This window comes from Microcoleus sp. B7-D4 (genome assembly GCF_036705125.1).
GTDB lineage: Bacteria > Cyanobacteriota > Cyanobacteriia > Cyanobacteriales > Microcoleaceae > Microcoleus.
This window is the reverse complement of record NZ_JAUBTT010000067.1, coordinates 1-16,175: the sequence shown is the minus strand read 5'-3', so window position 1 is coordinate 16,175 and position 16,175 is coordinate 1. Positions and strand designations below refer to the sequence as shown.

General features: G+C 45.7%; 12 protein-coding genes and 1 pseudogene. 3 read left to right on the top strand and 10 right to left on the bottom strand.

The window, feature by feature from the left end:
- The first annotated feature begins 14 nt into the window (after window positions 1-14).
- The gene (locus tag QUB12_RS24770) at window positions 15-1,541 is read left to right on the top strand and encodes a response regulator (protein WP_333139158.1); all 1,527 of its coding nucleotides are present in this window, start codon (window positions 15-17) and stop codon (window positions 1,539-1,541) included.
- 1,010 nt (window positions 1,542-2,551) lie between these two features.
- Here the strand turns inward: QUB12_RS24770 and QUB12_RS24765 are convergent.
- Both QUB12_RS24765 and QUB12_RS24760 read right to left on the bottom strand, forming a co-directional pair.
- A complete protein-coding gene (locus tag QUB12_RS24765; protein ID WP_333139161.1) occupies window positions 2,552-4,228 on the bottom strand; it encodes a mechanosensitive ion channel in 1,677 nt (558 codons plus the stop codon).
- Window positions 4,229-4,329: 101 nt separating this feature from the next.
- On the bottom strand, window positions 4,330-5,529 hold the full coding sequence (locus QUB12_RS24760; RefSeq protein ID WP_333139163.1) for a transposase: 1,200 nt from the start codon (window positions 5,527-5,529) through the stop codon (window positions 4,330-4,332).
- 147 nt (window positions 5,530-5,676) lie between these two features.
- Here QUB12_RS24760 and QUB12_RS24755 point away from each other — a divergent pair, with 147 nt between their 5' ends.
- The gene (locus QUB12_RS24755) at window positions 5,677-6,141 is read left to right on the top strand and encodes an SRPBCC family protein (RefSeq protein WP_333139165.1); all 465 of its coding nucleotides are present in this window, start codon (window positions 5,677-5,679) and stop codon (window positions 6,139-6,141) included.
- Window positions 6,142-6,452: 311 nt separating this feature from the next.
- Here QUB12_RS24755 and QUB12_RS24750 read toward each other — a convergent pair whose 3' ends face one another.
- From QUB12_RS24750 to QUB12_RS24715, 8 genes are all read right to left on the bottom strand, one after another.
- Window positions 6,453-7,139 (bottom strand): alpha/beta hydrolase, encoded by a 687-nt coding sequence (locus QUB12_RS24750; protein WP_333139167.1) that lies wholly within the window; start codon window positions 7,137-7,139, stop codon window positions 6,453-6,455.
- A 599-nt stretch (window positions 7,140-7,738) separates the two neighbouring features.
- A complete protein-coding gene (locus QUB12_RS24745) occupies window positions 7,739-8,563 on the bottom strand; it encodes a SirB1 family protein (RefSeq protein WP_333139169.1) in 825 nt (274 codons plus the stop codon).
- 401 nt (window positions 8,564-8,964) lie between these two features.
- Window positions 8,965-10,863, bottom strand: coding sequence for a DNA mismatch repair endonuclease MutL (gene mutL / locus QUB12_RS24740; protein WP_333139172.1), 1,899 nt, complete (start codon window positions 10,861-10,863; stop codon window positions 8,965-8,967).
- A gap of 182 nt (window positions 10,864-11,045) precedes the next feature.
- A complete protein-coding gene (locus tag QUB12_RS24735) occupies window positions 11,046-12,155 on the bottom strand; it encodes an ATP-binding protein (RefSeq protein ID WP_333139173.1) in 1,110 nt (369 codons plus the stop codon).
- A 335-nt stretch (window positions 12,156-12,490) separates the two neighbouring features.
- A complete protein-coding gene (locus QUB12_RS24730; protein ID WP_333139175.1) occupies window positions 12,491-13,804 on the bottom strand; it encodes a beta-ketoacyl synthase N-terminal-like domain-containing protein in 1,314 nt (437 codons plus the stop codon).
- A gap of 247 nt (window positions 13,805-14,051) precedes the next feature.
- Window positions 14,052-14,837, bottom strand: coding sequence for a peptidylprolyl isomerase (locus QUB12_RS24725; protein ID WP_445252062.1), 786 nt, complete (start codon window positions 14,835-14,837; stop codon window positions 14,052-14,054).
- A gap of 316 nt (window positions 14,838-15,153) precedes the next feature.
- Entirely contained in the window at window positions 15,154-15,720 is a 567-nt protein-coding gene (locus QUB12_RS24720) for a photosystem I assembly protein Ycf4 (RefSeq protein WP_333139179.1), read from the bottom strand.
- 32 nt (window positions 15,721-15,752) lie between these two features.
- Window positions 15,753-15,923 (bottom strand): hypothetical protein, encoded by a 171-nt coding sequence (locus QUB12_RS24715; RefSeq protein WP_333139181.1) that lies wholly within the window; start codon window positions 15,921-15,923, stop codon window positions 15,753-15,755.
- Between the two features lie 124 nt (window positions 15,924-16,047).
- Between QUB12_RS24715 and QUB12_RS24710 the strand changes: the two are divergent.
- Window positions 16,048-16,175 (top strand): annotated as a pseudogene (locus QUB12_RS24710) (photosystem II D2 protein (photosystem q(a) protein)); the annotation flags it as partial.

Here is a 16,175-nt window from a genome sequence, read left to right as displayed (position 1 = left end):
TCTTTTTACCACTTATGACAACTTTGATACACGAGCAAATAACAGTTTTATTAATTGACGATCAACCCATCATTAGTGAAGCCATTCGTCGAATGTTGGCTTCCGAACCGGACATCGTATTTCACTACTGTAGCGATCCAACTCAAGCTTTTGACATTGCGGAGGAGTGCCAGCCAACTGTCATACTGCAAGACCTGGTTATGCCCCAAATGGATGGCTTGCTGTTAGTTCGATTTCTACGATCCAAAGACAGTTTTACCTGTAATATTCCGCTAATTGTGCTGTCCAGTAAAGAAGACCCTACTATCAAAGCTAAGGCCTTTGGACTTGGCGCCAATGACTACCTAGTGAAACTGCCAGATCGCATGGAACTGATCGCTCGCATCCGCTATCACTCCAATGCCTATTTGAATTTCCTCAAGCGACAGGAAGCTGAAGGACTTTTCAAAGCTGAAATTTTACGTCAAGCAGCATATATTGAGCAAGTTGGTAAGGTGACAAGTGCTGCTTCTGAGGTGGAACGAGATGCTTTTCAACCGGATGCACTAACAGAGGTTGCTAAACGCAGTGACGAACTAGGACAACTGGCACGAGTCTTTACTCAGATGGTCAATACGGTCAAAGCACGAGAGAAGGAATTGACCAGGGCAAATCAAAATTTGGAAGAGCTGCTGACAGCTTATGGTCGCTTTGTTCCTCATGATTATCTGCGTTTTCTGCGGAAGAAAAGTATTACTAATGTGCAATTAGGGGATCATGTCAGCAAAGTTATGGCAGTGATGTTTTCTGATATTCGCTCCTTTACTACGCTGTCTGAAAAAATGACTCCCAAGGAAAATTTTGCTTTTGTCAATACTTATTTGCAGAAAGTTAGTCCAGAAATTCGTACTAATCATGGTTTGATTGTCAAGTTTCTGGGGGACGGTATGATGGCTGTTTTTCCAGATGGAGGCAATGATGCTTTGGCGGCGGGCGTTGCTATGTTTAGAGTCGTTGAGCAATTTAATCAGGGGCGACTTCAGGCAGGTGAGCAACCTATTAAGATTGGGATTGGTATTCATGTGGGTCACATGATGCTGGGCATGGTCGGCGAAGAGAACCGGATGCAGGGTGATGCTTTTTCTGACAATGTTAATTTAACGGCACGGTTGGAAGGGCTAACAAAGTTTTACGGCGTTTCTCTTCTGATTTCTCAGCAAGTGCTAGACGATTCAACTAATGCCGATGAATACCAATTGCGCTTTTTAGACCGGGCGATTGTGAAGGGACGAAATGAGCCGATTGCGGTTTATGAGGTCCTGGATGCAGAACATGAGGATGTCAGGGTACTGAAGTTGAAAACCAAACTGGATTTTGAACAAGGATTGGAATTATATCGGCACAAAGATCGGCTGGAATCTGCGAGAGAAAGTTTTGAGAAGGTGATTGCTGTACATCCTGCTGATAAAACTGCTCTCCTTTATTTGGAGAGGATTGAGCAATTGATGAGGGAGGGTGTGCCTGATAACTGGAATGGTGTTTGGAGTTTTACAGAAAAGTGATTTGTGAGGATTGAATTAAATTTATCTGAACGTAATAAATACTTCCTTAATTTGATGGACCTGAAAGTTGAAAAAATTGTCAAAAAGCGGCCTAAGAATGGTTGAGTTGCTCTACCTCAACTTTTGCGCTGGTCAATCTAAAATCAAAAATTACCCAACCCTCCCAAAGGCTCGCTCCAAACGGGCTAATAAAAACCACTGATTATGGTGATTTGACACTCCCCACGGCTGAAGCCTGGGGATTCTCCAAGCTAAACTTGGAAGGGACAGGCAAAAGTCCCCCTAGACGCTCAAAACAATACCCGTATCAAAGATATTGCAATTGCGCTTACTTTTAGAGTTTTTCTTACTTTCAGAGTCCATCGCACGAGCCAGATAGGTACGCTCCTCACCCTGCCATTATTCGCCCTTTAAGTATTCCGCATCAAAGGCGGATGTCTCCGTTGCCGGGATTTCTCCGCACGCTTGATGATTCTTCGCGTAGATGGTTATTCTTACTTGCTGTTTGAATTATATCAAAAACTGAAGGCGGTTGAAACCGCTACCGACTTATCCCCCCGTCTAAAGCCAGGGGCCAGGCGGGCTCGTTCTTCGGTCAAAAATGCTGAGGGTGTCTTACTGCCCGGAATTTCACCGTTCTAGGAATGGTTCAACACGTAGTTGATACGCCTACTTGTTCCGCATTGTTAGATTATAACACAGATTACTCGCAGCCTAAAGGCTGCAACTGCGTTTCATACCCTGCGGGAAAGACCGGGGTTCTCACGCGACGCGCTATAGCAATCCTAAATGATTCAGATAAATTTGTACGGGTAGTGCTAAGAGTGCCTACCCCCTATCTATCGGGCAACCGGGCGTGGGATTGCCCCTACAATAATTATGCAAATGATGCGAGGATTGCTATAGCTGTATCCTCAAATTCAAAGGCTTTGCGATTGGTTCGCGACCCTTACAATGAAATTAATCATAAAAAAATGGCGTTTGTACTTGACAAACGCCATTTTATAGAGTTACGAACGCGGCGTCTTATCTTGTTTAAACGACGCTAACAATTCGCGAATTTGGTCGGCCGCAATCTCGCGCCCGCCCAAACCAAAAGCTAGAGCAATACCAACTGCGATCGCCCCAAGCAGCAGCCCGAAAGCCAAATTCACAATATCGCTGCCAATGCCCATCTGTTGCAGCGCCAAGGCCGAAACAAAGGCAATAATAGCAATCCGAGCCGCTTGGCCCAAAAGCCGCGCTTGACGAGTTCCAGAACTGGCAATCAAACTAAACGCCAGATTCGCCAAATACAAGCCGATCGCAAATACCACCAAACCGGCGAGCACCCGACCTGCAACCAGGACAATACCGCTAACAATCGCCGTCAGCGCGGGAATTTGCAGCACGTCGGTAGCTGCCACCACAGCAAACAGGATGATGCCCACCTGCACCACAATACCGACAAACTCAGAAGGTGTGCGGGCCGGAAGTTCCGGTTCCTGAAGAATCGTTGCCTCCGGATCGATCGAACTTGGCGGTAGCCTCAGCGACTGTTTCGGTGCCTGCACTCCCAACCAAGAAAAGACATTGTTAAAGCCAATTCCGGTCAGGATATTAGTAACCAAATCGCCTACCCAGCGCCCCAAAATGTAAGCAAGCGCCAGAATCAGGGCTGCCGTGAAGATTTTGGGTACCGCGCCCAAAATGTCGTTGAGCATCGCGATTGCCGGCTGCGAAATCGCTTGAATGTCCAAAGCGTTGAGAGCTGCGATCGCGGTTGGAATCAAAATCAAAACATAGACGATCGTCCCGGCAATCCACGACAGCGATTGTCCGCCAGAAGTCCGCGAAATTCCAAACCGAGCGCCCAAACCGTCCGCCCCAGCAGCAGCCAACAGATTCGTGACAATCCGCCGCACCACCATAGCCAGTAGCCAGCCCACAAACCCAATCAGCACAGCTTCCAGAATTTTCGGAATTGCCGCCAGAATTTGGTTGAGTAAATTATTAACCGGCAGCAGAGCCTGCTGCATTTCCAGTGAGTCGAGAATCAGCGGCAAAAACAGCAGAAAAATGAACCAGTACAGCGCATTCGCCACAGTATCGCTCAGCAGCAAAGGGCGCTCAGTGGGCGCTGCGCCCACCTCCTGATTCAAGCGCTCGTCTACGCTAAAAGTCCGCATCACGCGCGATACGGCCATTTTGGCGACTGTCGCCAACACCCAAGCAATCCCCAACCAAATTAGCGCGCCGGCTAACTTCGGCAAGAAACCGGTAATTTGATTGAGAAAAGTATTGAGCGGTTGCGAGACAGCCGTTAGATTCAGGCGATCGAAAAAGGCAATTAGGAAAAAGATAAAAATGATCCAGAACACCGCTGTGGAAATCCATTTTTCCACTTGCGGGGTTTCAGCTCCTTCCGGGCGGCCGGTAATCCAAGCCGCCAGCCGATTGTCGATCGTCGTCTTCTTGAGCAATCCCCCGACTATAGATGAGACGACGGCTGATACTATCAAGCCAACTAGCAGGATACCGACGGCCCAGAGGAGATTTTCAATGTTTGAGCCCTGAAAGAGATTGTTAATTCCGCGTTCGGCTTGTGCCAGCGGATTTGCGGGCTGGGCCTGTGCCAAAAGGCGATCGGACAAAGCCGCTATGGGGCCCGATATCGGTTGAGTTATTTCTTGCCAAGTTTCATTCATTTTTTTCTCAGGTTAACGTCACATTTGACAAGGAGAAGACGAAACTTTAATAATAGTTCCAAAAAATCTAGACATCGCCTAAATTTAATGTTTGTACACTTTTAATGTACTGGGTTAACTACAAAACCCTCTATCGAATTTGGGATCAACCCATCTCCGACTGCTTTTGTGCCAATATTCAAAGAACCGTTTACATCGGCCTTTATGAAGTGTCCAGTTTGGGTTCTGAACAATCCTCTTTTTACCCTACTGCCAATGTAGTCGGAATGTTGTTGAATTGGTTCCAAATCCCAAGCTGAACATTTGGATGTGTAACTCTCCTCAACTAACACAACTTTAATTCCCGCAAGTTGTCCTTTGTACTGCAACATTTGCACGAATCGGCGATGGGGAATACAGGCAAAATTTTGATTATTAACCTTACCAGTATTAATCCCATCTTGAAAATCATGGTTCCAGCCTATCGCTAGCAAGCCCCTTTGATGATTAACGAGTTCTTTAATAATTGCGGAACTCGTCGTGTGGAGGTAGTAATCCACTTTACAGTTAGGCTTGTGCCACAATGGGGCAAGTTTTTTACTGTTTTTTTGCGCTGCGGGCAGCAATGATTTCAATGCCGATGAAACTTGATTGCAGTATTGGTTGGTTGACTTAACAGCCCGTCCATCGAAGATTGTCGGTACTAACCCAGGAACATTGTAAGTTAATGTTGCCAGATTGTTTAATCCTAAATCTATGGCTGCTGCTCTCTGATTAACTTGTAAAGGCTGTTCTAACTTTTCATAGACCACCTCGACAACATAACAACCTACTTTGGGAACAATCCGGATTTCCAGAATCGAGCTGACTTTTGAGGGCAACCAAATATTAGTCCCAGAGGGACGAGCATATCCTTTTTTTAAGGCTCTTTTGCTGACAGCTTGACAATTAAATACAACTACATAGCGCCCGTCCTCTCTTTTTCGCTCTCTTGAACCTTTGTAATGAGGGATTTTCGGGGCGGCTTTAAATTTAGTTGGGTATTCCTGATAGTTTCGCACCGCCAGATAATAGCTAGTCCATGCTTTGAGGACTAAGCCGATCGTGCTTTGTGCTACCTTTGCGGGCAGTGCTTTGTAATCAGGACTTATTTTGAGCGCGAGATAAACAGCCAGAGCATTTGTTTGTTGGCTGGCGAAAAAGTTTTGACGGTAGATGTAGTTAGCGCTATTGTAAAGATTTTTGCACAGCCAAGACAGTCGATCGCCTTCTCGATAAAACCTATGATTTGGTTTAATGATGTGCCTTTCGACTAACTCCATAATCAGTATATATACTTTATTTGAAGATGATACACTGTATTTATGAGTGTGTCAATCTTTTAATTTCTGGAAAAATTGACGTTACAAGTAAATAAAGGACTATCAAGTAAGCAAAGTTTTGTAATACCCTCGTTGTTGCAGGTTCTCATGTCAATTCGTCAAGTTTTCGAGCAATCCATTGAAATTCAGGCTGCTGCTACTCTGGTGGAGCGCTGTATAGTCGATCGTACTTTAATGCACAAGTGGCTCAATCCCTTGCTACGCTGCGATCCCCAGGGCGAATGGGATACTGCCGTAGGAAGTCGCAGCTTGTTTATCATAAAAATTCCTGTTTTGCAACCCTCTTTAGAGAGTGTTGTGTTGGAGCGACAACCAGGTTTAATTGTTTGGGGGTTTGACGGATTTTTCAAAGGATGCGATCGTTGGGAATGCCAGCCGCAAATCCAAGGAACTCTCTTGATTAACCGCTTTGAATTTCAAATTCCCAATCGTTTAATTAGATTTGGTTTCAATCGCTTTGCCGCCCCTTGGACGGAAAAAGATATGAAAGACCAACTCCGCCGACTCAAGCGGGTAGCCGAGCAACTATCTCAAAGAATGGGTAAGGGGTAATGGATAATGGGTAATGGGAAACGGGAGCATCTCAATGAAAGCAGCAAAGCTCGAAATTGGAATTAGGAGTCAGGAGTCAGGAGCCAGGAGAAAAGAGTCAGAAGGAAGAAGAAAGAAGTGTTTTTGCAAATATGAGATGCTCCCTGGGAAACTATTACCCTCGCGTAGCCGAATAATTGGTAATTGGTCATGAGTAATTGGTAATAGCTGAAAGCTAGAGCTAATAGGAAAAAAAGCACCAATTCCCAATTCCCAATTCCCAATTCCCAATTCCCAATTCCCAATTCCCAATTCCCTCCAACTTCAGTTATTTATTTCGCACTTCCTGATGGACTGGGCTGACAAATCATTTGTCGGGCCGAATTCACCGCTTGGCCGGCGGTATTTTGCAAAGCAGGGGAATTCTGATACATAGCTTGCAAATTTTGCAAGTCTTTAATCACTCGTTGGTAAATAGCCATAGCTTGATTCCCGTCAACTTCTAAGGCCGCAGGGCCGTAATTTTGCATCACTTCAATCAGCGATATTTTGCCATCTTTGGAAGCTGCGACTAAAGCATCGCGCAGTGCGGGCGCGCTTTGAAGACGAGTGGCCGGCGTATAAGCAACCTCCCCCAATTGTTTGAAAACAATTTCCCCAAAATAAGTATTTGCCAGCCCCGCTACTAATTGGGAATCTAAAGGGACTTCTTGCGTTAATATTTGGCGCACCGACTCGGGAGTTTGTTTCGCAAGACTCAGAACGCTTTGCAGTTGAGATGATGGTTTGCCGGTTTGTGCAAAGCTTTGTAAGTCGCTCATCGGTAATGTTACGTCAACAGCACCGTATTTTACGGTGACATTATCTAATGCCAAGGCTTTGCCGCTGCTTAGGAATACTGCACTTGTTCCCAACAAAAGCGCCAAACCAAATGATAAAGACTTTGACATTCTTTTGGTTAAATTGGCTGACAGCGGTTGCATTCCGTTGAGATAACCTTGTTGAAACTGAAAGTTCATGAGTTTGTGCCTCTTTACGTCAAAATACTTTTTCGATCGCTCGTCATTGCGGGTATCAGTGCAGGTATCAGTGCGGGTATCAGTCGGGAAAGTGGACTCGGAAGTTCGGTAAATGACCTATGATTTTACAGTCATGTCAAGCAAATTTAACCTATCAAAAGATAGGTATTAATTGAGAATTAATATGTTATAATTAGCTGTTTGACAATTTTAGATACCTTTGCAAAAATTATAAAAGCGAAATTTGGTCGTCGGTCAGCAGTTTATTGAGTCTCACTTTTATGTCTTATAGTGTGCTGTGCGACATATACCAAATTTAACTACCAGCCGGGAAGTCCCGGGCGTATATTTAGAGGGGATTAATCTGAGCGCGGAGCCCCGTAGCCCGAATAAATTACGCCCGCGTGATGAAAGGCTCGTCGGGTGTAGGGACCCAAAGCGACAATTATTCTTTTATACCCCTTCATGATCGGGAAATACTCTGATACTATATTAGCAAGTGGGGGTGGAACTACCTCACTATAAAAAGCATGAGAAAAAAAAGGAAAAAGAAGCCTGCAGTCTAACTGTACTCAGTTGACCGTCAGGTTTGTTCACGTTCACAGATCCCGATCGAGCCGATCGACCAATTGGCGAATTCTAGCAGCATCAGGAGCATTCGGAGCATTTCTCAGGTATAGTTCCAAATCGTGGCGCGCTTCGACCAAGCGTCCCAGTTGATAATAGAGAATTCCGCGATCGCGCCGTTCCCCCAGCGCCTCGGGAAACAGCAGCAAAATCCTTTCGATCGCCCAGAGTACCCTCACAGCATCTCCCTGTTGCAAGTAAATCGCCTTCAGATTTCCCAGCATTCGCCCCAACAAATGTCGGCGACTTACCGGGGCGAGAAAAGCCGGCTGCAACTCCATAGGTTGACCATAAATTTGAGAAAGTCTGGCTTGACAATCTTCAGGAAACAAGATTTCGCCGCCGTTAAACGCATCAACAAAAATACCAGCATCTTCAAAATCCGGTCTAATTAAAAAATGTCCTGGCATCCCAATTCCCACCATCGGAAAATCAATGCGCTTAGCAACCTCCAAATAAACCAAAGATAAAGAGATGGGAATGCCAGTACGCCGATCGATCACTTCATTCAAAAAGCTATTGCGGGGGTCGTAATAATCCGCATCATTGCCCCCAAACTGCAACTCCCCGTATAAATAGCTATTAATAGTTTGAATAATCCGCAGCGGATAATTCTGTGCCGGCAGGCGTGAGCGCACCTCATCTGCGATCGTGTCGAGAGCGTTGAGATACTCGTGTGGATCTAAATTTGGGTATTCTTCCAAAGCCATGTAAAGAGCAGCTTTCGCCAGGTCAATCGAGCCATCAGGCTGATTTATTTCTCGATAAAAGAGTTGTCGGGCGATCGGAAAATCCATATTTATTGATTTATTTTTAATTTACTTATTGGACTAATATCATGAACAGGCAAGATGCCTGTTCCACAACAAAGATTATTCGGGTAAATCGGCATTTTTTTGTAGTATAATTAACCTTTTTCATGGTAAAGCAGGAACTTTTTCTTGTGGAACAGGCATCTTGCCTGTTGCAGCTTTTTGTAGTACAATGAAACTTTTTATGCTGGTAATAGAGGCATTTTTTCTTGTGGAACAGGCATCTTGCCTGTTGCCCAAAAGATATTAAAAACACTGCATTATTTAAATTTTAATATATTCTAAGTTGTTTTATCTAAATCAGCCCCTATTTTTAATAAAGCTTCACGATGTTTTTTTCGATCGAGCCAGATTGACGTGAACGCCCTCGGATGTCAAATGAACTTTCAAATCCCGTGACTTTTACCAATCACCCAACTGCGGCGAAAAATCCGAGCCAGAGTCGATTCTTCCAAAGCAAAATAGATAGGGCGGCCGTGAGGACAAGTGCGCGGATTGCGAGTTTGCTGCCATTCATCCAACAAATTTTGCATTTGGGAAAGACTCAAAGGAGTACCGTTTCGCATAGCGCTACGGCAAGCAGTCGCAACTTGAGCCGCTTGTAAATCTGCGACTTTACTGAGCTCAAACAGCGCATCCGCACAGTCATCTCGCTCGGCTAACAATTCAGGAACTTCGCGGGCAGCCCATAGCTGTTCGCCAAAACTTTCTACTTCCAAACCCAAGCGGGATAAATTCTCAATTTGCAGCGCCGATAATTGACTGAGAATTACTGGTTTTTCCAGATATTTTAGCTGCCAAGCCGCGCATAATTGCTCGTATAAAACGCGCTCGTGAGCGATGTGTTGTTCCACCAACCACATGCCGCTGGAATGTTCTGCAACAATGTAAGTATTGTGAACTTGAGCGATCGCCCTCAATTCCATCAATCCTATTTTATTAGCTTTTTCCTGTTCGTCGCCTTCCTCATTTTGTATAGCCGAAATCCCGACACTGTAAGCACTTTTTTGTTCCGATGCCTTCAGCAATTTTCCCACTCGATCGGGAATTGGGGCAGACGGCAAAACTTCATCGTTCAGGTGCAAAGCACGAGCAATTGCCGCGCTAACTTGTTCTTGCCAAAAACTCGGATCGTGCAGATAAATTTCAACCTTAGCCGGGTGGCGGTTCCAGTCGATTTCCGAAGGGGAGATTTGCAGGTGAACAAAACACACGGGATAGCGATCGCGCGGACAAGTGCGGGCAAAGGCGCTGAGAATAGTTTGCTCTAATTCGGGCGATCGCACAACTCGCCGATTTACCCCAACCTTCACCCAATCCGGCCGCCTGCGGTGACAGCGATCGGGCAAACCAATTACTAATTCTAAAAACTGGGAATTGGGAATTGGGCATGGGGCATTGGGCATTGGGCATTGGGCATCGGGAATTGGGCATGGGTAACTCGGCTGTGTTTTTGACAAAAACAATTGCGTGTGTGCGAAATAATCTGGCGATTTATTCCTTTCAGGAAATGAAGGCAAATTTACTTTTAAATACTGCAAATCATTCAAGCGAATTCCCCGCACGAATTGAGGTAAAAGTTGTTCCGCTGTGCTACCAGGAGTTACGTGCAAACAAGGCGTATTTCCTTGACGCAACTGCCAATTAACGTGCGGGTGACAAATAGCAATTTGCTGAAGGGTTAATTGGATCGATCGCATTTGCTGTGCCGGCGACAAAAAACTGCGGCGCACAGGCCAATTGCCAAACAAATTATCAACAGTCACCACCGTACCAGGAGCGATCGCCGCTGTTTCCAGCTCTACAGCAACGCCTGCGTTATTGTAAACCACCCGCCAGCCCGATCGAGCATTTTCAACTCCCCCCTTGTTAAAGGAAGATTTAGCGGGGGTTTGCGCCGAATCTCGATTTTCCGAAAAATCCCCTAATCCCAAATCATTCGATCGGCTCAAAACCTCCAAACAGCCCAACTGAGCTAAACTGTGCAAAGCTTCCCCACGAAATCCCAAAGTATCAATTTTGTAAAGGTCAGCTTCAGTGGTAATTTTGCTCGTACTGTGAGGGGAAGCCGCCTGCCGCAAATTTTCCAGATCCATTCCTGTACCATTATCTGCAACTTGCACCCGCCACTGTTCGGGCCAGACAGAAACAACGATGCGAGTTGCGCCAGCATCCAGAGAATTTTCAACTAATTCTCGTACCGCTGCGGCGATCGAGTCAATCACTTCGCCGGCGGCAATTAAATTGATAACTTCTGTGGGTAAGGTTTGAATAGTAACTGGCATCAGATTTTTAGCATTTCGTTAATTCAATTCTACTTTATTCTGCAAGTCGCTACACAGTATTAGGACTTACGCTCTTCCAGCCGGTTTCTTAGAAAAATATTGTTTGATTACAAAATATCTACTCATCAACCAAGTCTCTGAGGCTTAGTGAAAAAGTCCTCAGTATATATCTTCTAACCTACTTAATTTTGATCTGCTAAAGCCTCGGTTTTCGGCAAGCGGATGTAAAAAGTTGTCCCTTTTCCGTCCTCCGACTCATAAGTAATTTGCCCTTTGTGAGCCTCAACCATCGACTTAACAATTGCCGTTCCCAACCCAGTACCAGTCCGTTTACCATAGGTCACAAACGGTTCAAATAACTTTTCCTTAATTGCAGGTGGAATGCCGGGGCCGTTATCGTAAATGCTAATTTCTGCCCAATCCTCACTTTGCCACGCAGCAATCTCCACCCGCCCCCCTCGTCCGCCAAAAGCCTCAACAGCATTCCCAACTAAATTTTGTAAAACGCGCAAAATCTTATTTTCATCCGCTTCCACTATCACTTCTGTCACCCGTACTACCAAATCTACTTTTGCTGCTTCAAAATAAACTCGGTTCAACTTTTGAAACTGCTGCAACGTCTGAATTAGATTAACTGGTTTTTTATTTAATACAGAATTGCCGCGCGAAAATTCTAACACTTCTTCAGCCATCCCCAACATTCGCTGAACCTGCAATTGAATAAGTTCGCACCACTCCTGAGTTTCCTCATCCGGGTGCATTTCTTTGAGCACTTCACTGGAGAGTTTAATTCCGGTAAAAGGACTTTTGAAATCGTGAATAATTGTACTCACCATTTCTCCTACCAATACCATTTTTTGTTTGTGTACCAACTGGCTAACATATTGATCCGTGGTATCCCGTAAATTTTTAGTAATGAAACTAAACATTTGCAGTACCGAACTGCCTTTAGCAAACTGGAGAGTTGTTATTAGTTCTTCACGGTCTATTTTGGCCAAAGTCGAGCCGGTAACTGCCACAGCTCTAGCACTGCGAGGCTCTCCGTCTAAAACTCCGAGTTCGCCAAAATAATCGTCTGGGTTAGCGACAGCAACAGTTTGATATTTATGATTTTCGATCCGCTTGCTAAACTCGACTTTACCTTCTAAAACTAGATATAAAAAATCCGCTGTTTCTCCTTCTTCAAAAACCAGCGTTTCCTCAGCAAAACTCTCCAAAACAGCTATTTGGCAAAGGTGAGCAGCTTGCTCTGGTTCAAAATAAGACATAAATCGATGAGAGGCCAGATCCATGTGAAAATACCTGAGACTTAATTTAAACAGTTTCTTTCTTCTATTTTCGCTGATCACCATCGGTGCGTTAATAAAATACAATACTGCTTTAATCTGGCTCTCTTTTCTAGCCTCCGAGGCTTTGACGCAAGGATTAGCGTCGGGATGCAGAGCCAGACTAGCATAGCAGCACCAGCAATCTCACCAAAATTCTCAGTTAATTGACTAAAATACATAAGTATTGTAGTATTTTTGAGATTTAAATTGGATGTGCGGGGGTTCTCCGGCCTCCTCAGAAGATTTTAACTGTAGAGAGATCGTGTAATTTAAATGCCGATCGACCGAGTTTACAAAAATTAACGATCGCCCGCTAAAACGATCGCAGCATTCTGCCCGCCAAAGCCAAAACTTAAACAAACCGCATTTCTGACAATAGCCGATCGCGCACAGCGAACAAAATCTAATTCAAACCCCGGTTTTTTCATTCCCACGCAAGGCGGCAACATCTGATATTTAATACTCATCAAACAAAAAGCCACGCCCAAAGCTCCCGAAGCTCCCAAAGTATGACCCGTCGCCCCCTTAGTCGAACTAACAGCAACTCCTGGGTGAAATAACTTCTCAATTAACAGTGCTTCGTGTCGGTCGTTTAACTCAGTTGCAGTACCGTGAGCATGAATAAAATCTATATCAATCGCCGATAAATTGCTGCGTTTCAAACATTGATTTACCGCCGCGATCGCACTTTTCCCCCCCAGCTCCGGGGCATTAGCATGGCAAGCATCATTTGTCAAGCCAAAACCGGAAACTCGACCGTAAATTTTAGCGCCACGACGCCTTGCCAACTCGGCAGATTCTAATACAAATAAAGCCCCGCCTTCACCGAGCACAAAGCCTTCCCGATTTTCATCAAAGGGATAGCACCCATTGTTTGCCAAAGCACCCATCCGGCTAAATCCAGCCAGAGTAAGCGGTGTGATAGGCGCTTCCACAGCACCTGCGATCGCCCGCTGACACTCACCAGTGCGGATTAAATCAACAGCACGGGCGATCGACTGTAGGCCGGTCGCACAAGCAGCCATCGGCGCCAGCACCGGCCCCATTGAGCCAATTGCCCTCGCCGCCGCCATCGCCCCCATGTGAGGCAAAAAATTCACAAATTGAGAATTGGGAATCGGGCATAGGGCATGGGGCATGGGGCATAGGACATGGGGCATAGGGAATTGAGAATCGGTAATTGAGAATTCTCTTTCCTCTTCCTTCTCCCCTCTTCCTTCTTCCAACTTCGGTCTTCCAACTTCGGTCTTCCATCCATCCGTTACATCTTGTACAGTGCTCGTTGCTGAACTTCCTTCTTCCTTCTTCCCTCTTCCTTCCCTCGCCAACAGTTCCAAATTTGCCTGGAAACCTCGGCTAGAACCGATCGCAATCCCGCAATCTGGCAAAGGCAAAGTCAAATTAGCATCTTGCAAAGCATCTGCTAAAACCTGCCGAATTAAAGTTATTAAATCCGCAGGTTTTGTGCGAATTAAAGCCAAAGGTTGCGGCTCAATTTTTAGAAAAGGTTGATGTTCCCGAATTCCCGACTCTGCAGACAGCAGTCTTATCCAGCTAGTTTCCAGACTGCCTAAACTCGAAACTAGACCAATTCCAGTAACAACAACATCCATTCACTAATGACTAATGACTGATGACTAATGATATCTATTCCGGTTACACCGGAATGGTATAGAGGACACGGCAGTGCCGTTTCTTGCGCGCCAGATTAATTGTAGGGACACGGCAGTGCCGTGTCCTGACTGTGGGTAAGATTAATTCCGATGCTACCGGATTTGATATGACTAATGACTAATGACTAATCACTAATGACTAATCACTAATGACTAATCACTAATGACTAATCACTAATGACTACCTTCAGCTAACCGGCTTAAAATTTTCCAAACCCTGAGTAACAGTAGCCTTCTCAATGCGATCGCCCGCTTCAATCTTATCAATCACATCCATCCCTTGCTTCACGTACCCAAAAACCGCATAGCTACCGTCCAAAAACGGTACATCGGTCAAAGTAATGTAAAACTGAGAAGAAGCCGAATCAGGACTTTGCGATCGAGCCATAGCAACAGCCCCACGACTGTGCATCAACACGGGTTTTTCCTTAACCCCAGCTTCTTGTAGCGTCGCGCTGTAAGTCGGATTGGCAGCACCTTTAGCTTTAATTTCCAGAGGAATCCTGCGTTCTACAGTAGTTTTCGGGTCAATAAAACCACCAGTTCCCAGCCGCGCCGTAGGGAATTTAGGGTCTTTACCCTGGGGGTCGCCGCCCTGAACTACAAAAGGCTGAGGTTCCCGCACGACTCGGTGAAATACCAGCCCGTCGTAGACTCCTTTCTGAACCAAATCGACAAAATTGCCCGCAGTAATTGGCGCATTTGTGCCGTCGAGCTCGATCGTAATTGGAGCACCTTTAACCGTCATCACCACCGTTGCTTTTCCTTGCAATCGTGGCAAATTGCTAAATTGCGAACTCGCCGCTACAGCAGCAGGAGAAGGAGACGGAGACAAAGAAATATTTTCACCCGACACCGGATTCGGTGTCGGAGTCGAGTTTGCCACAGGGGAACTACTGCATCCTCCGACAAACAACGCGCCAATTATTAAAAGTGAGAACAACCACCGCTGAATTTTGATTTGCATTTGCATTTGTATTTTCACTTTGAGTCAATTACGGACTTTGCAACTAAAGATTTTAATTCAATAGTCCGAACTGTTTTTAGTTCGTAGTCTAAAACCAGCGATTTTCCTTGGATAGCGAACTTGCTTTGGAGCCTTGAAACCCTTATTCTACGGTTGGCAATCAAAAACTTTCGCAAGTATGGTTAATTGATAGATTCCAAAATTGGTAACGGGCTTACTCGCCGATCAATCTTTTTCACTTACCAGGTAGGTAAGGTGCGCGGCCCGGCGCACCCTACGAGACATTACCAATCTCAGATATCAAATCGCCAATCGAAAATCCCTAAAGTCCTTCTAGGGGAACTTGCAAAAATCGAGCCAATTCGGCCGCTTGATTTTCCACTTCAGACAAAGCAATCGGCTGTCCGACTCTAGTCAGGGGAAACTGACGGCGGTCTTTGAGCTTAAGATAAATACTGCGGCGGGGATTGAGACCTTCTTTAATGTCCACCCGCACAGATTGCACGTCCGATGTCTTGCAAGTAAAATCAACTTTGCGGTTTTTGCCGGGAAATCCCCAGCGAAAGATCCGAATGTTACCAGTTTGTCGATCGAACTCGTTGTAACCGCCACCGACATCCCAGAGAATAGTCAGCCACAGGTAAAGCGCCAACAGCACGCCACAGACACCGTAGAAACCCATCGCAATGCCTTGGGGGATGAAAACAAGCTGAGTCGGGTCAGCAAAAGGCAGCAGGTTAACGTGCAAGTAGCTGGAAATGCCCGACAGCAGGAAACCAGTCCCTCCAATGCTGACCACCGTCGCCCACCAGTAATTGCTGAAGCGGCGGGAGCCCAAAACCGGGTAGCGCAGGACAGGATCGATCGAGGTCATTGTTTTTGCAGTCATAAAATTAAACAGCCTTAAAGCCAAATCTTAATTCAATTAGTCCACCGAGCGTGACGCTTCGCTGAGGCGATCGCGATCGACTGATCGGGATTGTGTATCAACTCCTCAACCACCGCCACCTCGCCGCTTGGCGACGAAGGGTCAGTTGGATTGTTGCTGAGCATCGTCAACCAAGATGGCCTTCCTCTCAACCACGCTTTCATCGACTACGCCTCTAGTGGGGGAACTCTACTGTTCTAGTTGAAAAATTATGAACTTCTAATATATAGTTATGTTAACTTTAATTAGAAACCTTGGTCTTTTAACAAGCAAAAGGATTTTACCCCAATGACAATCGCAGTCGGACGCGCCCAGAACGAAAGAGGCATCTTTGATGTCCTCGACGACTGGCTCAAACGCGATCGCTTCGTCTTCGTAGGCTGGTCTGGCATCCTGCTATTCCCCTGCGCCTACCT